Annotated in this window: 23 protein-coding genes and 1 CRISPR repeat array; of the genes, 6 read left to right on the forward strand and 17 right to left on the reverse strand. The window is 47.1% G+C overall.

Translation table 11 applies throughout. From position 1 onward, the window contains the following. Positions 1 to 63: 63 nt before the first annotated feature. Positions 64 to 1,187: a CRISPR direct-repeat array (repeat unit 37 nt; unit sequence GTTTCAATCCCTGGAAGGGATTCAGTGATTTTGTCGC). A gap of 250 nt (positions 1,188 to 1,437) precedes the next feature. The 5 genes from cas2 to cas6 are packed head-to-tail and all read right to left on the reverse strand — an operon-like array spanning position 1,438 to position 4,382. After that, a complete protein-coding gene (gene cas2 / locus ACN4EK_RS25465; RefSeq protein ID WP_431661091.1) occupies positions 1,438 to 1,710 on the reverse strand; it encodes a CRISPR-associated endonuclease Cas2 in 273 nt (90 codons plus the stop codon). Then, complete coding sequence (gene cas1d / locus ACN4EK_RS25470; protein WP_431661092.1) at positions 1,711 to 2,733, reverse strand: type I-D CRISPR-associated endonuclease Cas1d; 1,023 nt, start codon at positions 2,731 to 2,733, stop codon at positions 1,711 to 1,713. Positions 2,734 to 2,748: 15 nt separating this feature from the next. Next, positions 2,749 to 3,342: a CRISPR-associated protein Cas4 gene (gene cas4 / locus ACN4EK_RS25475; protein ID WP_431661093.1), complete on the reverse strand. Its 594-nt coding sequence runs from the start codon at positions 3,340 to 3,342 to the stop codon at positions 2,749 to 2,751. Continuing rightward, positions 3,335 to 3,496: a hypothetical protein gene (locus tag ACN4EK_RS25480; protein ID WP_431661094.1), complete on the reverse strand. Its 162-nt coding sequence runs from the start codon at positions 3,494 to 3,496 to the stop codon at positions 3,335 to 3,337. The genes cas4 and ACN4EK_RS25480 overlap by 8 nt, the downstream gene beginning before the upstream one ends. Before the next feature lie 55 nt (positions 3,497 to 3,551). Then, positions 3,552 to 4,382: a CRISPR-associated endoribonuclease Cas6 gene (cas6, locus tag ACN4EK_RS25485; protein ID WP_431661095.1), complete on the reverse strand. Its 831-nt coding sequence runs from the start codon at positions 4,380 to 4,382 to the stop codon at positions 3,552 to 3,554. Between the two features lie 42 nt (positions 4,383 to 4,424). Between cas6 and ACN4EK_RS25490 the strand changes: the two genes are divergently transcribed. Beyond that, positions 4,425 to 4,835, forward strand: coding sequence for a hypothetical protein (locus tag ACN4EK_RS25490; protein WP_431661096.1), 411 nt, complete (start codon positions 4,425 to 4,427; stop codon positions 4,833 to 4,835). Between the two features lies 1 nt (position 4,836). On the opposite strand, the gene cas5d is transcribed toward ACN4EK_RS25490, so the two are convergent. The 8 genes from cas5d to cas3 form a co-directional block, all read right to left on the reverse strand. Continuing rightward, positions 4,837 to 5,535, reverse strand: coding sequence for a type I-D CRISPR-associated protein Cas5/Csc1 (gene cas5d / locus ACN4EK_RS25495; RefSeq protein WP_431661098.1), 699 nt, complete (start codon positions 5,533 to 5,535; stop codon positions 4,837 to 4,839). A 5-nt stretch (positions 5,536 to 5,540) separates the two neighbouring features. Continuing rightward, the gene (cas7d, locus tag ACN4EK_RS25500) at positions 5,541 to 6,530 is read right to left on the reverse strand and encodes a type I-D CRISPR-associated protein Cas7/Csc2 (protein WP_431661099.1); all 990 of its coding nucleotides are present in this window, start codon (positions 6,528 to 6,530) and stop codon (positions 5,541 to 5,543) included. A 14-nt stretch (positions 6,531 to 6,544) separates the two neighbouring features. After that, positions 6,545 to 9,886: a type I-D CRISPR-associated protein Cas10d/Csc3 gene (gene cas10d, locus ACN4EK_RS25505; protein WP_431661100.1), complete on the reverse strand. Its 3,342-nt coding sequence runs from the start codon at positions 9,884 to 9,886 to the stop codon at positions 6,545 to 6,547. Further along, positions 9,876 to 10,337 (reverse strand): type VII toxin-antitoxin system HepT family RNase toxin, encoded by a 462-nt coding sequence (gene hepT / locus ACN4EK_RS25510; RefSeq protein WP_431661101.1) that lies wholly within the window; start codon positions 10,335 to 10,337, stop codon positions 9,876 to 9,878. The genes cas10d and hepT overlap by 11 nt, the downstream gene beginning before the upstream one ends. Beyond that, positions 10,334 to 10,996, reverse strand: a complete 663-nt coding sequence (mntA, locus tag ACN4EK_RS25515; protein ID WP_431661102.1) for a type VII toxin-antitoxin system MntA family adenylyltransferase antitoxin — start codon at positions 10,994 to 10,996, stop codon at positions 10,334 to 10,336. Before mntA ends, hepT begins: the two co-directional genes overlap by 4 nt. A 44-nt stretch (positions 10,997 to 11,040) precedes the next feature. Continuing rightward, a complete protein-coding gene (locus ACN4EK_RS25520) occupies positions 11,041 to 11,601 on the reverse strand; it encodes a Uma2 family endonuclease (protein ID WP_431661103.1) in 561 nt (186 codons plus the stop codon). Between the two features lie 14 nt (positions 11,602 to 11,615). Continuing rightward, positions 11,616 to 11,891, reverse strand: a complete 276-nt coding sequence (locus tag ACN4EK_RS25525; RefSeq protein ID WP_431661104.1) for a hypothetical protein — start codon at positions 11,889 to 11,891, stop codon at positions 11,616 to 11,618. A gap of 338 nt (positions 11,892 to 12,229) precedes the next feature. Continuing rightward, a complete protein-coding gene (gene cas3, locus ACN4EK_RS25530; RefSeq protein WP_431661105.1) occupies positions 12,230 to 14,425 on the reverse strand; it encodes a type I-D CRISPR-associated helicase Cas3' in 2,196 nt (731 codons plus the stop codon). A gap of 97 nt (positions 14,426 to 14,522) precedes the next feature. On the opposite strand from cas3, the gene ACN4EK_RS25535 reads away from it, so the two are divergent. The 3 genes from ACN4EK_RS25535 (at position 14,523) to ACN4EK_RS25545 (ending at position 17,451) form a co-directional block, all read left to right on the forward strand. Beyond that, positions 14,523 to 15,386, forward strand: a complete 864-nt coding sequence (locus ACN4EK_RS25535; protein ID WP_431661106.1) for a WYL domain-containing protein — start codon at positions 14,523 to 14,525, stop codon at positions 15,384 to 15,386. Positions 15,387 to 15,574: 188 nt separating this feature from the next. Continuing rightward, positions 15,575 to 16,321, forward strand: coding sequence for an MT-A70 family methyltransferase (locus tag ACN4EK_RS25540; RefSeq protein WP_431661107.1), 747 nt, complete (start codon positions 15,575 to 15,577; stop codon positions 16,319 to 16,321). Positions 16,322 to 16,542: 221 nt separating this feature from the next. Beyond that, positions 16,543 to 17,451, forward strand: coding sequence for a recombinase family protein (locus tag ACN4EK_RS25545; protein ID WP_431661108.1), 909 nt, complete (start codon positions 16,543 to 16,545; stop codon positions 17,449 to 17,451). A gap of 63 nt (positions 17,452 to 17,514) precedes the next feature. Here the strand turns inward: ACN4EK_RS25545 and ACN4EK_RS25550 are convergent, their stop codons facing one another. The 3 genes from ACN4EK_RS25550 to ACN4EK_RS25560 all read right to left on the reverse strand — a co-directional run bounded on the left by ACN4EK_RS25550 (position 17,515) and on the right by ACN4EK_RS25560 (position 21,249). Continuing rightward, positions 17,515 to 17,799: a type II toxin-antitoxin system RelE/ParE family toxin gene (locus ACN4EK_RS25550; RefSeq protein WP_431661109.1), complete on the reverse strand. Its 285-nt coding sequence runs from the start codon at positions 17,797 to 17,799 to the stop codon at positions 17,515 to 17,517. Then, on the reverse strand, positions 17,783 to 18,031 hold the full coding sequence (locus tag ACN4EK_RS25555; RefSeq protein ID WP_431661110.1) for a CopG family ribbon-helix-helix protein: 249 nt from the start codon (positions 18,029 to 18,031) through the stop codon (positions 17,783 to 17,785). The genes ACN4EK_RS25550 and ACN4EK_RS25555 overlap by 17 nt, the downstream gene beginning before the upstream one ends. A gap of 554 nt (positions 18,032 to 18,585) precedes the next feature. Continuing rightward, positions 18,586 to 21,249, reverse strand: a complete 2,664-nt coding sequence (locus tag ACN4EK_RS25560; RefSeq protein WP_431661111.1) for a hypothetical protein — start codon at positions 21,247 to 21,249, stop codon at positions 18,586 to 18,588. Between the two features lie 150 nt (positions 21,250 to 21,399). Here ACN4EK_RS25560 and ACN4EK_RS25565 point away from each other — a divergent pair, with 150 nt between their 5' ends. Next, positions 21,400 to 21,711 (forward strand): NACHT C-terminal helical domain 2-containing protein, encoded by a 312-nt coding sequence (locus ACN4EK_RS25565; protein WP_431661112.1) that lies wholly within the window; start codon positions 21,400 to 21,402, stop codon positions 21,709 to 21,711. Positions 21,712 to 21,932: 221 nt separating this feature from the next. Here the strand turns inward: ACN4EK_RS25565 and ACN4EK_RS25570 are convergent, their stop codons facing one another. Beyond that, on the reverse strand, positions 21,933 to 22,154 hold the full coding sequence (locus ACN4EK_RS25570) for a DUF3606 domain-containing protein (protein ID WP_431661113.1): 222 nt from the start codon (positions 22,152 to 22,154) through the stop codon (positions 21,933 to 21,935). A gap of 173 nt (positions 22,155 to 22,327) precedes the next feature. On the opposite strand from ACN4EK_RS25570, the gene ACN4EK_RS25575 reads away from it, so the two are divergent. After that, on the forward strand, positions 22,328 to 22,813 hold the full coding sequence (locus ACN4EK_RS25575; RefSeq protein ID WP_431661114.1) for a MerR family transcriptional regulator: 486 nt from the start codon (positions 22,328 to 22,330) through the stop codon (positions 22,811 to 22,813). Positions 22,814 to 22,987 lie beyond the last annotated feature (174 nt).

Here is a 22,987-nt window from a genome sequence, read left to right on the forward strand (position 1 = left end):
CCCTGGAAGGGATTCAGTGATTTTGTCGCCTCAATCAATGCCTTTGTATCACTGCCTAGCGTTGTTTCAATCCCTGGAAGGGATTCAGTGATTTTGTCGCAGTAGGTGTTTCTGAGCATCGGAAAGTGGCATATCAGGTTTCAATCCCTGGAAGGGATTCAGTGATTTTGTCGCCGAGCCACCATCACGCCCTGAATTTCTATCTTAAGTTTCAATCCCTGGAAGGGATTCAGTGATTTTGTCGCGAGGAGTTTCAGGAGATATGCAACATCCTGAAATACGTTTCAATCCCTGGAAGGGATTCAGTGATTTTGTCGCTGGATTCTGAGCAACTGCAAAAAGCAGTTGCCCTGGTTTCAATCCCTGGAAGGGATTCAGTGATTTTGTCGCGTCACTGTGTTTTGCACCTCGTATGCCGACCCGTGTTTCAATCCCTGGAAGGGATTCAGTGATTTTGTCGCGCTATTGCCATCGGTCTATCTCCGTTTTGAATTATTGTTTCAATCCCTGGAAGGGATTCAGTGATTTTGTCGCTCCCATATTTGCTGGGTAACAAGAGAGGGTAAACTGTTTCAATCCCTGGAAGGGATTCAGTGATTTTGTCGCTATCAAACCAGTGGCGTGATTGAAAAGGCAGATTGGTTTCAATCCCTGGAAGGGATTCAGTGATTTTGTCGCTTGTTCAGGCGTTGCCGGTAAAGAACGGCACTCCTGGTTTCAATCCCTGGAAGGGATTCAGTGATTTTGTCGCAGGATGGGCAATTCATGGGGTTGCCTGCAAAGCTAAGTTTCAATCCCTGGAAGGGATTCAGTGATTTTGTCGCGGTTAATGCCTCCTGTACCAACTTTTCTAACTTTGGTTTCAATCCCTGGAAGGGATTCAGTGATTTTGTCGCCGGATATCCTCCTCGATTCTGGCGGCGACCATCTGTTTCAATCCCTGGAAGGGATTCAGTGATTTTGTCGCCCTCAACCCGTTTAGCGGTTGTCGGGTCAATCATCTTGTTTCAATCCCTGGAAGGGATTCAGTGATTTTGTCGCCTGGCTAGTTTGTCCCTCTGCACTCCGCATTATCTGTTTCAATCCCTGGAAGGGATTCAGTGATTTTGTCGCCCCGGTGCCGTTGTTGGCTGGTGTCATAGCCCAGGTAGTTTCAATCCCTGGAAGGGATTCAGTGATTTTGTCGCGGCGGGCGGCTGAAAGTCTTGGTATCTGTAGTTTTCAAGGTGCAATAGCGCGAACTCTTCAAATCCTAGCATGATCTCCACTGAAGTAACGGTTATTCTCCAGCATCTCTTTAACTGATCCTTAAGCAGGGCAAGTATTTCCAGCGTTGCGCGAACCGATTGCTACCAGCAAATGGCTGTAACCCCGCATACCAGAGCGATCGAGGTGATTAATTGACCCGTTGTTTCTAAACACCTACCCATTCGCGCATCACACCAGAAAGATAGAATCATCCCGCACTGCTTCTCCGCCAATGCGTTCAATTTTACTCTGGCAGCAGGCACACAAAACGTAGAACCGAATGCTGTCCTGCTCTGGCTTGATTAGTTTGTGCAAGCGCGATCGCAACTTGGCATACTGCGTTTCTGTTAACTCACATTCAAACACACTGTACTGCATCCATTGTCCATAGGACTTCAGGATCTTGTGGATCTTCGTGCGCCGTTTGTCTTCTGGAATATCGTAGGAAATGGCAATATACATTTACTTCAGCACTAATGGTGGATACTGCTCTGTTTCACCCATCAGGTACTTTGCTAGTAACCGAGCTTGAATCTCAAAGGATTCCTGATACGTGCATTGTTTCCCCAGCACCGGATGCTTAAACTGGGACTGCTTCTTTTGTTCATATAACCGTAAAAACGTTCGTCTCGCTTCATCTACTAACGACACGGCTCCACTCAAGGGTTCAGTGGTGAAATCAGCAGGGGTCAGCGATCGGCGATTGATGGCAGCTAACACCATGGCATCCACCACCAGGGGACGAAACTCCTCCATCACATCCAACGCTAAGGAGGGCCGTCCATACCGTTGCGTGTGTAAGTACCCCAGATAGGGATCAAAGCCTACAATATTCAGGGCACTTTCAATATCATGACGCAGTAACGCATAGCCAAAGCTCAACAGCGCATTCACAGGATCGGTGGGCGGACGTTTTTGCCGCGTGGTAAAGGTAAATCCTTCTACCCGAATCAAAGCTGGCAAACAACCAAAGTAAGCCGCACTCCCTGCTCCTTCTAGCCCCCGTAAAGCATCAATGGTATCCGTGGTGTTAATCGGAGCGATCGCTTGCTCCAACCGCCGAATTCCCTCAGCCAGTTTAGAGACCCCGGCAGAATTCGGATCACTGGCTTCTCGGTGGGCCCGCATCAGCGTCTGGCGATAGTTCTTGAGCTTGCCGCGAATAAAGCTCCGAACCACATGCACGGCTTGGGCAGAGTTGCCTTCGGCTTTCCATTGTGCCGATCGCACAAAGATGTTTTTAGTCAACGGCGGTTCTAGTCGTCCTAAAAAGCGCCCAGTTCCGGTTAGAAAACTCAGTGGGATTTTGCGTTCCAATAGCTCGATCAGGGCGGCTGGGGAAATGGTGGCACGACCCAATACGACGACTCCATCGACTTTAAGCATCGGGACATCCAACAAAGTTTTCTTCTGCGATCGCACCTGGAGCCGTTCATCGGTTTTGCCAATAAAGGCATCATCCTGAGTAATATAAACCGTTCCCATCGTATTCTCCTTGAGTTAACTGGTTTCGCGATACCGTCCCACCTTCTCAACGGCTTGGGGCAGACAGGCTTGAAACAGACTGCATCCTTTGCACCGAGGTGTATACGTTGCTTTGGGCATTGTTCCGGTTTGCAACAACATCCGCACCGCTTCCAGAGTCGAGATCGTCTCCTGACGCAATGCATCCGAGATGTTCACCAGCTGCCGTTGATGCGACTGAGCATAGTAGAGGTATCCTACCTGCACCCGCTGTCCGGTCATTTCCTCCAGGCATAAGGCTTGAGCACAGACCTGGAGTTCATCATTGTCAAACTCACCTCGACAACTGCGTTTGTATTCCACTGGATACCACTGTCCATCCTCAGCTTCAATCAAATCCGCTTTACCGATCAGCCCATACCGTTCTGACTTCAACCATATGGCTCGAATCTGCCAAATCTCTTCCCGGTGACTCTCGCCGATCGTATGGACGCGATCGTGCAAGCTGGTGCCCTCGATCGTGTATTGGTTGTCCGTAAAGTCGCCAATGCAAAACATCCGCCAACACCGATGAGGACAGTAGTTGTAATGATTCAGCGCGGCGATCGGGACGTAATCTGGTTCAATCATTGTTCTGCTCAATGCGGACTTTCACCCCTTTGGATAAATACTTGGTAATCGCTTCTCCCAGTTCCTGTTCCGGGGTTTTCCCAGGTTTGGGCAACAGATATTCAGCCAGAATCAGAACTCCTAGGCTAGAGAAAACAATAATTCCAATCAGCATGAATCGTGCCTCCTGATTTGAAGGTGGGTTGGGTTTGATGAGTATTGATGGAAAGTTAGGGGCGGGATTTGAGCAACCGTCTGGTCATCCCCATTCCCATTGGAGTTTTGCGACCGATGCCACTGTAAAGGGCAAAATCAGCCAGGGTATTAATTTGTTTGATTGTCAGGGGATCAACTTCACCTAAAATGCGAAAGTTCATCGCTCCCACACAACCGATAAATTTGCTGCGAGAATCGGTAACGAGTTCAGTCCGAATCTCAAAAAAGCTAGGAAAAATCAGTTCCAGTAACGTTTCAGGAAACTCCATGCCGCTGTACTGATTCCAACGCCGCCGGAGGCTATTGAAGACGTGCTCACGGGTTGGTAGCGCGCAGTCGTACTGGCTCTGCCGAAAAGCCGTTGGGGTACAAAAGGTGAGGTCGATTTGACGATCGCGATCCGAGGCTTGTTCATACAGTTGGGTATAGGTGGAAAAATTTGCCCAGGGCTGAGTTGATTGGGGCGTTCCTAAGACACTCGTAATCTGGAGATCGGCTGATCCTAAATGCCAGGGATGATTGGGGTTGAGGTTGAGCCAGAGTTGAGTCAGATTGCTAAACAAGGCGTCATCCAACAGAGAAATACGCCACCAGCAAGGAGTGCCAGCCGGGATAGGACGTGAATGCTCCCACTGCAACAAATGGTCGCGCCCAGATTGTTTCGTGATCTGAAGTGGACTCAGGGTGAAGGCTTTGTCGGTTTTCTGTTCGTGTAGGCGATCGCCCAAGGATTGATCCACCGAACTCACCAGAGTTAGGAACAGGGCATGAAGGTGTTTGCCAGTCAGGTAGCCTGGTGGAATCGGCGAGGTTGGGACGAGGTTAAGAATTAGGCTATGCGGCATAGAATCAGGGGATATAGATGAATAATTGCAGGGACTCTCGGTATGCCAGTTGATGATTACGCCGAAGCGATCGCGCTAACTGAAAAAATCAAAGCCAACTTGCCCATTACGGCTCATCCTGGCAAACAGTATCTCAAGCTGCTGAAAAAGCAGAGGGAACATGTTTCTAGCCATCAAGAACTGGTGATTGACAGCGTGGTGTATACCGGGGATGAAGGTGGAATCTGCTGCGGAATTCAGCCCAAGGAAGGCGATAAGCAGGTTCAACTGGTTTCCATTACCCATTTGGAGGTTGATCCTAAGCATTCCCTGGCATCAGAAATCCAAAAATATCAACGCAAGCGCACACGGACATTGATGCTGCAAAATAGTCGGAGTTTTATGGCAGAAATGCAGCGGTTATCGGAGTCGAAAAGGAGCCAGAAGAAGATCGATCGTGGCTTTGGCAAGTGAATTAACTGCTAAACCGATACGCCATGCGAGCCGGAATCTTCAATCCTTCAGATTCATAGTAATGACCTTGCAAGCGAACATTGCGAATCAGGCTGACGGGTGGCATGTTCACAGTGTCATAGCTCAACACTTGATGAGTAAACATGACATCCAGGGGATTGAGGGGATAGGGGAAGGTCAATTCCCCCTCTGCCGATCGAACTTTGGGTAGTTCTTCAATCCTGACTTCAGCTTTACTGGCCCATTTGCCTAAACGCACCCATCTCGGTACAGTTAAGGGCTTTGCAGACAGGATAAAACACTCAAATTGGCTCTCGGGGGCAATTTCTTTGGCACGACCAAAGCTAGGAATGTTTTTCTGGGTTTTCTCCATTTCAACATGGTAGTTATTGTTGGCATACTTCCAGGTGTTGAGCACCGCCGTATGATTGATAGCCCGTGCGGGAGTTACATAAATCCCCTGCTGATTTAGTGGCATCAGGTGTTCTTCATACTTGGGAACTTGTTCGGGACAGAAGTAACGATAGCTGTGTGCTTCGGCAACTATCGTGGAGTGGCGATCGCTATCCACTAATCCCAACGCATAACAAAGGGCATAGTTATGCAGTACAGGTTCGGTTTCATACAATCGCCCAATCTCACGGGTTGCAAAGTAAAGGTTATCATGTAGCTCCAGGGTGCAACGATAGATGATAGTCATGGGAGTCACCCTGCCTTGGCTGGCTTTTTGGGCTTCTCAACATACTGGGTATAGTAAGTTTTGGCATCGCGATCTGCTTGTTGCAACACTTGTTTGATCCCTAATTCACTACCTGTCAGGGTCTTGACTTCATCCAATAGCGATTTGAAAGAGTCTCCGATGAAGTCTGTATGCACAATGAATTCTTCAGCCATTAATACTCCAATAGTTTCCTTTGCTGCTTGCATCACATCATCTTCATCTAATGGATCAGGAGATTTGAGGGTGTTTTCTGCTTTCATCTGGTCGTAAATGGCTTGAGTCCAACGCAGATTACTGGTGATTTCCCCATCCGCAAATACAACCCCAATTAACTCATTCCGAACTCGACCTGTACGGGTTGTCTGAGCACCATAGTGCCTGGTTCTAAGAATATTGTTGAACACGTACAAGAAGCTGGCTTCTGTGGGGTCTTTCAAAGTCACGATGCTTGGGAAGAAGACCTGAGGTTTGATGTGATCCTGCTGATTAATACGGCTAGTGACTTCCCCTTGCTTGCTCATAGTGCCGCTCTCATAGGGAGCATTCAGCGTAAAGGTTTCATGGGATTCATCAAACGCACTAATAGAAAAAGCTGTATCTACAACCACTTTCGATTTTTCAGACCCAGAATCCCCGATCGCGAAGCCGTAAATAATGCAATCAGGATTATTCATGGCAAAATCGACGTTATATTCGCACTCCTCAGCCGTCATCAATCCATAATTACGGAGCAGTTCCCGTCCCACCAAACGCTCCGGTGTTGATTGTTTGCGCTTGAACATGGAAAGACGACTGATGGTCGTTTTGTCAGAGATTCCAGCTCTCACCCGCGCTTTATTTAACTCTCCATCGGTTTGAAAAAGTGGGTAAGATTCTGTAACTCGGATAGTCAGAAAGTGGACGTATTTCCCCATTGGCTTGTAGGGAATTTCTGCATGAAAGAATTTGGGGTCAATTGTTTTTAGAAGTGCCATTTGTTGTCTCCAATTTATTTGTTTTCAGTATCAGATTCTTCGCTTACTTCGCCTTTTGCGTTGAGTTCCCGATTTTCCTTGTCCTGCTCCAATCGGTAAAGGAACTCACAGGTATCACGAATTAAATTCAGTTGCCGACCGGCCAGACGGGCACGATCGCCCGCAAATGCGCCTTCAAACACATCCTTAACAAAATAACGGGCAAAATCTAAAACGGCTTGCCGCTCGGCTTCACGATTGCTGATTACCCATCGCCCTTCAGCCGTAGACGCATGAACTCGATCCATCAACTTGAAGACTTCTGCTGCCACTGCCGCGACTAAAGTCTCTCCTTGAAAGACGCTCAATTCCGCTTTCAAAACGGTATCAGCTGCAATATCAATGGGTTTTAAAATCGCATTCGATTTTGGGTTATACCGCTTAGCTGCGCGATAAAAGTGACGGTATAACTCTGTAAGTTTTTGTGGATGGTTCAATGGTGATTCCTCTCCCACAATCAATTCCTCCAAATTGGGATCAAATTTGCTGTAAGGGTCAAAGCAAGGATAAAAGTGATACGAATAGAGCCGAATCTTTTTAATCCGCTCAGTATCAACACTTTGGTTTCGCACCCATCGGTTGAGGTAGCTGAAAACGTAGAGGGGGCTGGTTTCAAAGTCCTTCGCGAGTTCTGTAAACCTGCCCCAGTTTGCGTCATAGCCACCCTTTCCCTGTTTGGCATTGACATCCATGTGAATGGCATAGGCAGCCGTTAAGGTATTTAAGGGAGCCGGATGCTGGTTTCCATCGGTAGATTTCCAACCCTCTAGGATGTAGTCCAGACGAAAGCGATCGCGTCCAACCAGTACCCGAAAGGCATGAGGCGCACTATCCAGAAAGACACTTTCCTCAAATTCAGCGCCGTCGTTAAAGGGTGGAATGGGAGACTCAGAAACGACCGTCTTGACATCCAGAATCATGGGGAATGCAAAGGCTAACCAGGTTGGCATCACCCAGGATTCAGTATCGGTACTATCTCGCCCCGGTGGCATTGCCATAAAGTAGAAGGTCAATGGTTGGTCATTGGGGTACGAAAGTTTGAAGGTCCTGTCTTTGCGGTGCTTGGGGTCAGTCTCCGGTAAGTTCTTTTTGTGGTCTAAGTTCTCGTCAATCAGAAAAGTATCAACAGTTTGATAGCGATCTCGCTCTAGATGCGCTTCTAAATCTTTTGAGACAAAGTGATTACGCAGGCTAGTGTCAAAACGGGTTTGAGCGATGCCACTGTAAGCCTTTTGTAAGAACTTGTTCGTTTCTGGTGTGAAGTAGTAGGTTGGATAGAAGTAAAGATAACGATACTTCCCGTCCTCAAATCGCTTACCCACTGCTTGAGTTTGATTCATTAAGATTTGCCGCAGCATCATCTCAATGCCAGCAATGCTAGAGATATTCCGTTTGGCGTTCGAGCCACCCAAGTGTTGTTTGTTGGTGTACACCTGGGGGGTGAAAAGGACTGACGATTCCATTTGCTCAGTTACGGTGTAGGCAGAATGGGAAATTGAGCAAATGAGTTGCCGTCCTCGTCCCGGCTTTTTGGCTGCATTGTAACTGGCTAACTCTTTTAGGAAAATATCAACTTGATTCGCTCCAAGCTGTTTGTCAGTTTTACCTGGAAGCATGACGACACGTTGCACCCACTGACGCACATCATCCCAACCATCCGGTAAGTGATACTGCTCAATAATGGGGTTGATTAAACAGGTCAGATGGACAATCACCCGTTCACAGATTGGGCGTAGATCTTCAATACCGGGATTATGTTCCAGGTACTTTGCAGCCAAATAGTACCATTCATAGGGAACTCCGCCTGTATTTCCCTTAAGTTTATTTTCCTTAAGACTTTCGTTAATGCGTTGGATCGCTCGAAGTTGGGGTAGGTAATCGGTCAGTTGCCAGAACTCAGCCACAGTTTGAATAACATCAATAGCTTGAAAGGATGGTAACTTCTTGTCCTTCTTCCGAGCTTCTTCAATGCGAGCAACGCGATCGCCCCAAATCTTGCGGCTGATTAAGTCACCAAACTCAGCCAATTGATCAATCCGAATATCATTTCCCAACTGGAAGTTCAAATCAGCAGGCAGAACACCCTGTTGCTGAAACCGAATCAAGTTTTCGCTGCGACTTGCTGCAACGGAGCCTTTATTCGGATTGAGAATACGCAAGGTCGCATCTAAGGCGACCTGCATCAATCCCGGATCATCAAAGAATAGGTTGTAATACTCGGCATATTTCATGCCCTTGCCATCCCGACCGAAGCCAGTTTGGCGCAAGCGTAACTGACCTGCACACAGCTTTTTGATGCTGGTAACTACGCGATCGGGCAACTCTTCTGGATCGATCAATGGCGCATTACGATCAGCCAGATAAATGACCCCGGTAGGAAGGTACAGCAGAGGTTCGTAAGAGGTTTGCTCTGGCGTGTTCAAACTGGTGTGAGCGTCCATCAACGCATTGTTCACCACATTGGTCAGTACACCCCGATTTTCTGCAATGCTGTGATAGGTAAACTTAAGCTGCCCATCACTGAGGCTATGAATTAGTTCTTTTAGTCGGGGATGTTCAGCATCCTGGGGATGTTTGACCATCGAGGCTAGCGAATCAGCCAAACAGGTCAAATCCGAAAGACTCCGCAGGATACGATCACGTAGTATTGGGTTCAGCCCATGCTCAGAAAAATTCCAGTTTGTGTCCCAACGACGTTGAGCGTTGTATGCCATGCATAGAAGGTCATCCAGATACTCACGATATACTTCTGGATCGTCTGGATTGATGAAGCGACCCAGCCCCAGTTGCCGAATTTTTTCACCAATGATTTGGCGATGTTGGTCGAGTGATAATTTGCGGCAATCCTCTGGTGAGTCTGGAAACTTTTCAAAATCATGCAGAATGAAGGCGGCAATTACTAATCGGCGTTCCCGTTCCCGCACTACTCGTTTAATCGTCGTATCCAACTGTTCCAGTCGTTTTTCGATTAAGTTGGCTGGAAATAAACCGTTGAGCAGGTGGGTGTTGAGGGACTGATCGGCGGCGTTATCTCGTCGCACTCTGGCTTTACCTTCTGCTTCTCGCTGTTGATCCAGTTCATCAAAAAATCTGCCGCCTTTCGCTGTCACCCCGATCGCTACTCTCAATAAATTCGGCAGCACATACTCAGCAAAATCCCTCATTACTGCATCATCAGGATTTTGAGTCTGAATCGCTTCCCGTAACAGTTTGAGTGTCAGAAGTTCCCGGTTAGCAGGTTCAATGGTGCGATCACTATCACCATCAAAGCCAAAATCACCGTCTAGAAAATCAAAATCGTTATTATCACGGCTCATCATCTATCTCCAATGAATCCAGATAGTTCTGAATTGCGGCAATGTATTGTGGATATTGTTCAAATGCTTTTTGTAATGCTTCGTATGTCTTCTCAGGCATAATCTCGTCATACAAATGCGCTAAGACATTCCGAAATCTTCCAGAAGCCGACAGTTGTTGAGCTAACTGCTGTGGGATGAACCCATATTCACCTGCTAAAACAAATATCTCAGCATTGGTGAGACTTTCATTACCTTGAGTAAGTTTGATATTCGTAACTTGCTTCAAAAGCATTTTGTTGATGTCTATAGCCCCCTGAATGATTAACTCCAGAAACCGCTCGATCGTTGCTTGTCTAGCTTCATCTTCGAGATATTCTTCAAACGTGAGTGTTCGATAGGGTTGTAGAAGAATTAAGCGCCTAGTCATTCCAGCTAATTTTTTGTTGATTCCCTCTATATCGACGCTCATTGCTTTACCAACCTTGCTAAACCTTCTCGAACCTTTTCCCTTTGTTCTGCTCGAAAGGCTTTTAGTTCTGCCTTGCTCATTAATGCCTGTTGCTTAAACTGCTCAAATGCGCCAGGATCTTTTTCATAAAGAAGTTTTCCATCTCGTGCAATAGAGTGAGCCAGAATATTTGAGCAATCGTTCAAAATAACGCAATCTACCTTGCCTTCCGGCAAGTCAAAAACTTCTTCCAAAACGTTCCAAATTCTTAGCCAATCCCATCCCCCTTTCTCATGCTCTGTGCGAAGTGCCTCATCGTAAAGCACTGCAAAATCCCAGTCACTCTCGTCGTTATAAGTCTCTTTTGCTCTAGAGCCAAATAGAATTAATAGCTTCAGGTAAGGCACTTGTTCGATCACAAATGGGGCAACCGCTTTCAAATCTTTCAAGGATGCTAACTGTGCTCCTTCAGCAGGTGCTTGAGGGTTGAGAATTCGATATTCAGAGCAGTTGTTAGTTTGATGCTTCTCAACTTGATACCCTTGCTTTCGAGCTTCATAAACAGCATGACCAAATCGCCAAGAAACTTTCTCAGCAAGTTCCCGACTGGAATGCCACTTACCATCACTGAGAAGAGAAATTAATTGCTCAAGATTGGTAGTTCCAACATCTTGATGCATTGCCTCACTCCATTACTTGGGGGAAATGATTACAGAAGAAACGGTTAACCCAAAATTTGGTCAACTGCAATCTGGATTTCTGAAAAGTTAGGAATCGTCAGCATTTGACCTGCTTGAAATCGCTGGCTGTTTCCATACCCCTGATCTGTGGGTTCCTGGAAAACCTCTACGACTTCAGCATTGAGATCAATTAACCAAACCACAGGAATGTTTTCCTCGGCATAGGTTGGAATCTTAATTTCGCGATCGAACTCAATGGTGGTATCTGCAACCTCAATAACTAAAAAGATATCGTTCGGCTTAGGATGACCTGTGGCATAAAAATCATCTCGTCGGCTGAGGATGGCAATATCGGGTTGGGGTTCGGAATTATCACTGAGTCGAATCGGATTTTGGCTACGAACGATCGCTTTCCCTGCCAATTGCAAAATCAACAGTTCGGTCAGACGGTCTACACAGGCAGCGTGCCGCCTACCCACGGGTGACATCTCAATAATTTCTCCGTTTAGTAATTCAACCCGATCGCGATCGGTCAAAATTCCTGACTCAATCATCTGGTGGTACTGCCCCACCGTAAACTTCTTCCGCAAAATCTGGACGGTCATTGTCCTTCACCTCATTACCAGTTGCAACGGGCATCCCCATCTAAAGAGTAAGGATTTTCTAGATATTCAAGTTCAACGCTTCTGTCTACCCGGTGCCTCAGGTAAGGTATTTCTGCTTCGAGGAATTCCAAACGGTTCGTTTGCTGCTGTCCCTGTTCCTCGATCTGCTCAATTCTTTGAGAAATAGTTTTGAATTGTTGTTCCCGCAGTTCCCGCTCGGCTTCAAGTTGGTCAAGCACTTGGAGAAATAATCTACGGAGCAAATCGAGATCTGTGTTTTGGCGCAGCATAGAGAATTATCCTGTATCGATTAGTGGGAACTGGGATCTTGAGCAATTTTGCTTTACTCTAACGGATACGCCAGTTTGAGTAAGGAACACATTACTGAGTTCATATTGTATTAACCATTTGCTTCTCTCTCCCCCGTCTTTAAGGCGGCTATTGCGGTAGGCCAAATACTTCAGTACTATATTAAACGCAGGTAGGTGTAATCTGGCAAGTCCGGAATCCAGATTCATGATAATCCCTTTGTAGTGCAGGGATTGAAAAAATGCAATACGTACCTGCATGTGATCGTTTCTCCTTTTGGGTACATCGATCATAGAGTTAATCCCTTTCAGGGCTTTGGCTAGGCGATCCATATTTCGCCTCCTTCTTTTTTGAATTGGTAGGCAAGGGTGTCGAGCAGCAGAGCGCTTTGCCCAAAGGCGACAGAGTAAGGTGCAGTTGCATCGTGAAAACTGTACTGGTCGCTGATGGGATAAATCTGGAAGTGCATGGGTAATCGCAATCGCATCCGGACTTCATTCACCGGGCGACGCAGCACGTAGGCAACCAAACCTTCCTTTCTGAGTGTTTTGTTGATTTCAGTTGCCCAACGGTTCTCCGGTTGCCAGATTTCCAGTCCGGTCAAAACCTGCACTTTCCAGGCATCGGCAACGGGTTGTAAATTTCCAGGATAGGCAAACTTCCAGTTCAATCGTTCTTCCCGGTATGCCTTCAACTGCATGAACGCGAGACAATGAGCAAACCGTCCTTTAGGAATGGGCTGATCCGTCCGACGTTCGACCTCCTCCAGCATTCGCATAAAGGCGGCTTTAGACAGTATTTCAATATCCAGGTTGCCTAGAACCCCCGGTAAGTCATAGGTCTTGAAGCGATCGCCCTCATTCGCCTCTGTTAAATCGTACAACCCACATTGCAGTGGGCTAGAACCTCGGAAACTACAAGCATCGTCAGCAATGGGATTTCCTTTTTTGCCGGAAAGTTGTTGCCACTCCTCCGACCATCGCCGTACCTGCCCTGCAACTTTTTTCAGGCTGGTATCAAAAACTTCTTCACAGGCTGTCTGGAACTTTTCGCGGCTCCCGGCATATTGCTGCTGAATCGTGCGATCGCCCAAATCCCAGAACAATCGAAATGATTGCACTGCCCCCCACCGTTTGTAATAGCCCCGAAAGTCATTAATGCGGCGGTATTGTTCACGGATGGTTTGATTGAGAAATGGGCGATCATAAAGACCGGTTACTTCCAGTGGTGCTGCGTCCCCTGCAAACAACCGCTCTGCCAGAAAGTTTGGGACAAGGGCATAAGCTGTAAAATCATCGAACTGGACTGTTTGACCATCCCGCTCATACCCATCATGTCGTCCCAATCGCCCTAACCGTTGAATAAAGTTCCCCGCATCAGATGACTCGAAGATCAGAAAATTAATCTTGAAATCAACTCCTACATCGATCGTGCTGGTACCAATTACCAGGTCAGCGAGTAAAGATGTTTCCCTCGTTCCCTTCCCAGACAAACCGGTGTTTTCGCTGACTTTTAACCCATGTGGTTCCAGCAGTTCTTGGAAGAAAGGAGTGAGCCGTTTAACTGCCGCGATCGAGTTAAGAATAATGGCTCCCTTACTCCCTGGATGTTGTTGAAATTGGTTCAGGATTAGATTCGTGTTTTCCCGTAACCAGATTTCGGACGCTTTAGAAGCCGATTCTAAAGGAACGAAATTGAGACGAATCGATCGAGCCACTAATCGCCAGTCTCTTAAGTCGAGTTGCTGTACCTCGTCCTGATGATTAGGGAAGCGGTATTTTCCGGTGGCTAAGGGGTCGATCATCTGACATCGCAACCCTGCGGTTTCTAATCGCTCCAGCAACTGATCATTCGGCGTCGCAGATAAGAATAAAAACTTTTTGTGAGTTCCATCGCGACGACTCAGCCCACTGGTGTAGCGAATCAGTAGCAATGTGTTGATTACACTAGCAATTTGAGGTGCACCAAACACATGGAATTCATCAAAAATGAATAAGTCGAAGTTTCGATCAATGCGATTCCACAGTTTGTCTGGAGCATCACCTCGAAACACATAGGCTCCCCGATAAATGTAGTGAAAAATGTCAGGATTCGTGACTAAAATCTCTGATTGTCCAGTGCGAGTTGCGATCGCATCTGCTTTTTTCAGCTTTTCAGTTTCGGCATAAATTTCCAATTCTGCACCACTTAATCGATTAATCCGAGGTTCATGCAGTGGCCGGAAAGTTTGCACGTAGTTGGATATCTGCAACTCCTGATCACGGGCTAGTTCGTTTGTTGGATATAAGCCAATTGCACAGTAATACTCCTGCACACTCTTAAGATAAGCTGCCAGACTTTTTCCATCCCCAGTCATAGCAGTGTTAAACACAACATCAACGTTGGGATTGGACAAAGCGGCTAGGGTTTCTGCCTGATGCCAGGAAAGCGACCATTCATCGGGCAATGTCACCCCGCTAGGTGTTGGAACAGTTTGAGAATAAACAGGTTTGAGCGTAATGCTGTATTCCGTCATCGTCTTAAGGTGTACGTGACTGGTTGCAATGTCTCCATCATGGCAGCACAATAAGAAATAGACAAGTACAAAGTGTACGTACAAGTGGAAGATAGTAATGGGTCGTCGTGGTCAATCAATTACCCTATCGATTTCTGATAAGGACAAAGAGCAGTTAGAGCAGATTGCAACTGAGCAAGGCATGATGTGGGGCGATCGCCCAAACATTTCCCGACTGGTCGAAGCGATCGCCCGTCGAGAATTATTGATTAGTCGCAATAACGATTGGTCAGAAACTCGCATCAGGGCACTCCATCAATCCATCCAGACCCTGATCGACGCTGGCCACTCGGAGTCTGCCCAAATTGTGGCTCAACTTTTAGCGGAGCGAAGTGAATTACCAATTCCCTTAAAAAACCAGATTGAACATTATCTGGAAACGCCCCTCGCTCCCTGGCGATTGGAAATTGACCAGTACATTCGCCGTCAAACTCCGTTCCAACTCACCTATCGAGATGCCGCCGATCGCCCTTGGAGTTTCACCATCCGTCATGCCAAAATCACGCCGTATGAGCGACGGCAATATCTTGAATGTTGGTGTGAGGAGACCGAAGGAAACCAAGATGTAGCGGAACTACAGCACAACTGGATACTACGTCTAGACCGAATTCCTGATGCGGCGATCAGTTCAGTTCCAGATCAATGGCGGTCTAACTTGGATCTCCTTGAAGTCGAAATGCACCTATTTAGAGGATTAGCCTTTGCCTATGAGGCTAAAACAGCCGATATACATACTGAATGGATGAGCGATCGCAATCCACCGATACGCCGAGTTGTGCGTCGTATCTCAAACACCTTCTGGTTCTTTCGTGAAGTGATGCGTTACGGAGAAGATTGCATTCTTGTATCACCAGAGCCAGTTCTGGCAAGACTTAAGCAGAAGCTGCAAGCTCAGTGTAAACAGTATGGTCTTATCAATTAGATAATTTTATCCATAGAAACTTTAAGGAATAAGAACGTTCACTGTTGGAAGCCCAAGTAAAAAAACTGCCTCAAAACTAAGATTAGAGGAATCAAATTGTAGTACTAATATTAACCTATAAATTAGCACTACAAAATATGGCTTTTATCAGATCACGTCTTATCAAGGGAGTGCGCTACTACTCTCTGGTGGAGAACAGACGAGAAGCAGGACAACCATCACCGAGACAAGTGCAGTTGGAATGGTATGGCACTTACGAGGAGGCAGTTCGTAAAATTGAAAAAAGCCGACTAACCGCCGCAGTGAAGCAGAAATATCTAACTCAGTTGGCTAAAAAGGAAGGGCTTCTAGATGCAGGTGCAGTGCCATTTCCAGAGAAACACTACTCCTGTATCGTGGCAGACCCACCCTGGTTTTATCAGCTACGGAACCAAGATAAAACTCATCGCAATCGGATTCCCTATCCTGCTATGCAATTGGAGGAAATTTTAGCTCTTCCCGTTCCTGCCCTCGCCGATCTTACTGGCTGTGTACTGTGGCTCTGGACTACCAACACTCACATGCCGGATGCCTGTAAATGTCTAGAGCATTGGGGATTTGCGCTCAAAACCATCTTGACGTGGGTGAAAGTGTCGAAGAGCGGAACTCCGCACATTGGTGTAGGTCATTGGTTGCGGAATGTTACAGAGCACTGTTTACTAGCAACTAAAGGTAAACCTCGCTCGTTTGGAGATAATGGCACCCAAACATTAACGAATGAGCTAACTCTTCTCTTAACACGTAGGCGAGAACATAGTCGCAAACCAGAGGAGTTTTATCAGTTGGTCGAAAAGCTGTGCCCTGATTTGAGCAAACTGGAGATGTTTGCCCGCCAGCCTAGACCAGGATGGGAAAGTTGGGGAAATGAAGTAGAGAAGTTTGCGCTTGACCAGTAGTGCTAAGAAAAACTTCATAATTAGCACTACATTAATTAGTTCATTGCTTGTCTCGTAAACGGTCGTTTAATTTACAGTTTTCGGCTTCCCATCACTTCTGCCAAAAATTAAGGGTTTTAGCTTTTCTCAACTGTAAATCAACTTGTCTCTAAATCTATGTATCAAAATACAGCAGTTTTAACGAGTTCTGATACAGTCAAAGCATATTAGAACTACTAAGTATGTTGATTGGATATGAACGGGTCTCAACGGATGACCAGAATCTCAACTTGCAACATGATGCTTTAAAGGAAGCAGGGTGCGATCGCATCTTCTCTGACAAGATGAGTGGAGTCAAAGCCGATCGCCCAGGACTGAAAGAAGCCTTTGATTATGTGCGACCAGGCGATACCTTGCTGGTGTGGCGGCTCGATCGCTTGGGGCGATCTCTCAAGGACTTGATTGCGTTGGTGGAAGAATTGGAGCGCCGCCAGATTGGCTTTCGATCGTTGCAGGAGAACATTGATACGACAACGAGTGGTGGAAAACTGATTTTCCATATGTTTGGCGCATTGGCGGAGTTTGAACGCAACTTGATTCGCGAACGGACTCAAGCTGGATTGCAGGCGGCCAGAGCCAGGGGGCGCAAAGGGGGACGACAGCAGAAGTTAACGCCGCAGCAGATTGAGATTGGGCGGTCTTTAGCGGCTGATCCCTCCCGGAGTGTGACTTCCATTTGCGAGCATCTCAACATCAGCCGTCCTACTTTCTATCGGTATATTCATCCGGGAGTCAAACTTGTCGAGCAATCAGAGCCAACCGCACAGGTGATTGCCACACAGACGATTCAAGCGCCAACAACGAAAACGACTCAAATTCGGCTGTGGTTAAGAGTTGAGAATAACAATAAATTCATTCGTCGTAAGAAGAGAGTGAGGGAGTGGATTGAACAACATTGCCTATCTGCTTATCAAATGAAGCAGAAACACAAAGACAGTTGGGAATATGAACTTACCTTTACCTACGAAACGGATGAAGACCTGGAGCAGCAAATTTATGACTTACTCCAGGAAATGGACTGGCACGCAGATCTGGAGTGTTGTTTTATTGAGGCAGATATGACTGAGATTGGCACAGAGCGAAGCTGGTAAAAATCGGGGTGTTTAAGGATAGCGGATGGAGCGATCGTGCGAAGGGAAAAAGGATTCTATCCTTCATTCCGGATAGCGTTTGGCTGAATGCAGTACCCGTAAAATCTCTACGGCTCTGCCGTTAACCCGATAAATAACGATATAAGGGGTATTGGTGATCACCAATTCTCGTGTGCCATTAACTCGACCCATTCTACCCATCAAAGGGAATTCCGCCAGTTGCTCGGTTGCCGCCTGAATTTTGAGTACGAGACTGATGGCGGCATCTAAGTCATGTTGAGCCATGTAATCATAAGCTTGCTCCAAACTTTTCAGAGCTTTGCGTAGCCATTTAACGGACTTTGCCATTCGTCAGCCTTGCAAACACCGCCTGCACCTCTTCCTCCGTAGCAAAGTCTCCGGCATCTGCTTCAGCCAGACCCTGCTGGATCTCCTCGATCTGCCATTGGTGCATTTCCAGGTAAAGCGAAATCGCTTCATTAATCAAGTAGCTACGATCGCGATCCATGCCAGCCGCGATCGCATCGAGGGCGGCTCGCTTTTCGCTATCCAGTCGGAAGGTGACATTTTCCTTGCTCATGGCTATACCTACCTGAAGAAGAAGGAATTTACCTCTATCATGCAACGCATTGCATTGCATTGCAACTATGCCAGGAATGGTGTTATCTGTCAGGTTGACGATCGCAGGGATATGTCTCCAAAATTTTAGCCAACCTAGACCCAATTCAGCGATCGACGCTCGATCGATAAAACGCTAGATCGAAAATCCCCAGAACTAAAGAAGGTGGATCCTATTCAGCTTTAGGACGGCTATTCCCAAGTAACGATCGCGGAAAAACCACGACAAAAAGTTTCATGACAAGACCTTATCTCTAAATGAGATGAAAACCGTCACGCGAGACTTGCGATGCGACTAATAGCCGTAACATCCTAAATAACTCCAAAACAATTGACAAAATGAAAGCCCTCTTTCGAGGGCTGGAAGGAATTCCGAGGTTGTTATGGAATAGGCTTAACCGAGGATATTGGAGATGGCTTGAGAAGTTCTTTGCAGTACATTTGGCATCTCTATTTCAACATCATCGAACTAAACGTTGATCTTAAGCCAAATTCCACCACGCCCTTCATGTAGAATTAGTCAGCATCAGATGCATCGTTTCCGGTCGATTGAGCCGCGTCGGCTGGTGACACCTCTGACAAAACCTCCTGGATAAATTGCAGGTTGGCCGTCATGACCGGCGCAATTTTTTGCACCGTATCTCTCATGTCATAGTGTAGATTTTCCATGTCTTCAGAGTGTTGCAACAGCACCGCGCTACTCTCGGAGAGACCAGCAAACTGGGTGGCAAAGATCTTGCGCAAATTTCTGGGTGGAACAGGTACTTCAGTCCGGCCCCGAATGATGGTTTTGATCCGGCTGTTCCAATCGCTGGCTCGCATCGGCTCGGTCGAGAAACAACGACGAAAGAAGAAGTCGTGCTCCACTTCTCCCCGTACGGTCCGCCCCCAGTCCAACCAGCGTCGAATATAGTCATAGAGCGTGAGAGAACCAAAGGGCACATTGGGCAACTCCACCCACCATCCTTCACTTTGGCGCATCGTCGGTGCCATCGATTTCCCGGTCTTAAAATCTTTGGGGGTGTGATGAAAATAAAACTTCACTTCCTGATGGGATGTTTCCCATAGTCCCTGATGCTTGAGGTTTTCCACACTCCTGAATCGTTGCTGAGTTAAGATCCCTTCCTTAAACGTTTCGCCGATGCGGAGTTCGTAGAACGTGCGCGAGCGGGAGGGGACAAGAATGCAAAAGATAATGCTGAGAAATCGCTGTAAGTCATTAGCGAGCCCTGTATTTGGGCGTTGACAACTTGTAAACCCTTGAGTAGTGTCAGTCCTCACATGGGTAATTGTTTGATCGGCTCGTTGGCGTTGATGCTTCATGGCCTGAATCACTTCTGCCCAAGTCACTGAGGTTTCGCTAAATGCGACCGTCGGCAACGCTTGGGTAGCCTCTTCTTTCTTGGTAGATTGAAGGTCGAGCAGCCGCCGCAGGATAGGAATATTGCGATCGCTAGGAAAATCATCCTGGTTGCGGTCTTTGCGGTAAAGGAACTTGCCGATCGCGAGGGCAATAAAGATGCGTCTGCTTTGAGAGGCCGGATGCCCACCCACAAATTTGAGGTAGCGTTCCACTCTTGCCAAATCCTCGTCGGCAACGGTGCGAGCACGCTGAATCACCATGTCTTTCTGTCTGAGGTATTCGAGATAGTCATCATAATTGGCGGCTTGGATCGTCAACGGACTTTTCGTAATGAACTGCTCAAAGCACAGATCCTCTAGCGCGACGTTTTCGTAGCGATGGAGCCACCCCAGCACCTGCAAAATTTGTTCCGCTTCGACTACATACCCGCCGGGGTTGACGTTGTTATCGAGTCGCCATTGTTGGTAATCCTGGAGTTGCTGTTGCAGCTTCGGATTGATGTAATCGTTGGGAAACTTCTTGGCGCACAAGGCATAATCGCAGCAGCGCTTCGCCTGCATTTGAGCCCCCGGTTTCTGACGTGGACGGGCGCTGCCCGGTGTCCTAAAGGTGTTAAAGACAGGTTCTGGTGCGGCATTGTCGCTCGAATACGTTATGCCGAGTTGATGGCAGATCCAATCCACCCATCCGTGGAGATGCATACGAATCTCAGTTTGCTGCGCGGGTGTCAACTGCAACCGCTCCAACTCTAAATTGAGCAGCGTCTGAGCATTCATGAGATAGGGCAACCTTAACGTGTCTAAATAGTCGATCGCCGCTTGCACGTCTGCCTGAGTCAGCCTTTCGTGAACTGGGGCAGGCCCACCACACGCTGGAATGAAATAATGGACAAGCGCCGATTGCCACAAATCAAGGCCAGCCGTGAGATGAGCGCTTTGAAGGTGTTGAGAGTAGCGCTCATAATAGTCCTTTAATGTCTGGGTCTTGGCTGGGTCGGATGGGCAAATTGGGAAAGCGGTTGGAGTTCCCCACGGGGTAACGCTATGGGGTTGAGGTAGGTAGTGCCATCTCCTAGCCCATCGGAGCAAGTCTTGCAGGGTTCTCCGCATCCGGGTTTGCTGCGTTTGGCTGATATGCAACGCCTGCATCACCGCAGTGGCAATGGTAACCGCTGCATCCAAATATTCCAAGGGTACTGTTTCTAGATAACTCAATGCTGCTTGCACTTCAAACTCCCGTGCTGGCTTATGGAGGGGCCTGGGCCCCCCACACCCAGGGATAAAAAATCGGACGATCGCGTTCTGAGTATTGGTCGTGGCTTCTGAGGTATCAGTCGCCTGCGCCAGATACGCCTGACAAATCTGGCGGGCACTGGCTCGCTTCAGGGGCAGCGCGGCATACAGACCGACCGAAATGTGGTGACAGATCCCTTCTGGAATGGGGTTATCCAGGGGCGCTAAATAGTCGTGCTGCACTGCCCAATCGATGAAATTGCTTAAACTGCGGCGAACTCGTTCCTTCTGAACGGTTGAACTCCCCAGTTTTTCTGCTGTTTTCAACACGAGATCGGGCGCATGACGGAGTGTATCCAGCGAAACTTGGTCTAAAAAATTCAAGCCGACCTGAATATCTTCGGTGGAGAGTGGTCTTCTTTTTTGTGCGGCAGGAACTGGGCCATCAAGACTGGGGATGAAGTAGCGAATGGTGGCATTTTGAAAATTGAAAAGTGATTGCCGATCCGAAAGCGTCTCGACGTATTGGTAATAAAGGTGTTTGGCAGTGAGTGTAGAAAGTTCGGGAGAGGGTGAATAGTTCATAGAGATTTACTCAAAGGTCAATCAGCTGGACAACTGTGAAACTGAACCAGCAAAATATGTGCCAATCTGACCCTTAACCCAGCGTCCATGGGAAGCCTCAACCGTCTCTGAGTTGCCCATATCTGTACTTCCGCCCACGATAGTAAATCGTTGCGATCGCTAGAACAGCTGAAGCAAGAGTTACCCAATCCTCACTCTCAACCAGAAAACTGGGAAACTTACAAGTGGTGTCAGGAAACCGGGTCAGCTTGGGCTAAGCGACTAAGGACAGCCATGATTGAGCACCGCAACATTGGGCATAAATGGCAATTTACAAAGGCACAATGGGAATTACTCCAGAAGTATTACGATGCTAATCAGTTCCGTATTGATTGCCTCAATAGTGCTTGTTGTGTGAGCCGAAAGTACGGGATGAAATTGAGGCAACCGTGTTTACCTTGTGAAAAAGGAGGTGACTGGTAACCAAGCAGTGGAGTAGAGGGAGATAATTATGTCCTCACGTCAGAAGGCTTACGGTTTTCACAAGGCAAAGCTACGATCGCTGAGCAAATGCACCCTATCTGAGCGCCAGCTGCCTCAAAGCAATGCAAAACCGGACCACTATGACAGCGGTTGGGTTAGCACCCTTTTGGGAAAACAACTTTTTGGGCAAGTGCTTAGCCTTTTGATAGTCAAATGAATGACTATTTACGGTTCAGGTGTTTATCAAGCAGGCGGATTGCTGCCTTGCGTTTATTAATCCACAAACGCACGTCACCTGCCTCTGGGCCAACCGCTTCGACAGCTTTCCGAAGAAATGTCTCTGACACACCTAACTTTTTAGTCCAATACCTCACCTCATGAACCTGGTGGATATTGATCTTGAGGTAGTCTTCGGGCCTACGGCGGTTTAGGTTATCTGACATAAATTTAGATCCTACAGATAGGTGGCTCTTATGCTGAGGAATGCCTTTGCTTGACGTTTGTAGAAGACTATAAAGATCTACCTATCTACACTAACTCATATAATTGAATTTGTGTTCTGATTTTAATCATCTGATTAAATAGTTGTTCAGATTTATTCAAAGTAGAGAGAATTATGCCAGATGGATTTACAAGGCAAGAGGTTATTGCAATGACCAGTGCTAAACCAGGAAATCTTAGCTACCTTGACCGAACGGGATTGGTTAAACCCTCTAAGGAGGGCGACCCCCAACACCCTACCTCAGTTATTTACAGCGTGGAGCAGGTGCTTCAAATTAAGGTTATTGAGCGATTAAGGGAACGGCTTTCATTACAGGAAATTCGTCGAGTGCTAGAGTTTCTGGCTAACCGCAACTATACGCCATCCCTTTTCAGTTGCAACTTAGTCATGCTTGACAAGCAGGTGTATCTAATTGAGGATACTTGCGACTTTGGCGTTCAGGTGCTGAAAGCATCAGGCAGAAATAGAGGTCAGGTCGTTATTCATGACGTTGGACAGATCGGTGATGTCATCTCAGAGCTTAGAGAGGCTGCAATTGATAAAGTATTAGACTTTCCCAAAAGGGTTAAAGGCACTCTACTAGAATCAGGGCTAACCTAACCGATATCCTTAAGAAATCAAATTATTAGTCCATCAGGAAATCACTAATGATGACTTACAAATGCAGGCTATATGCACATAAATTCAATCCATCGGATAGCATATACCTCTGTGCTTCCGATGTTGACAGATAAACTCTATTTAAAGAAACCGATTTTCCTATCTGGGTTCTCT

Source organism: Pantanalinema rosaneae CENA516 (assembly GCF_050753385.1).
In the GTDB taxonomy this organism is placed as follows: Bacteria; Cyanobacteriota; Cyanobacteriia; order Leptolyngbyales; family Leptolyngbyaceae; genus Pantanalinema; species Pantanalinema rosaneae.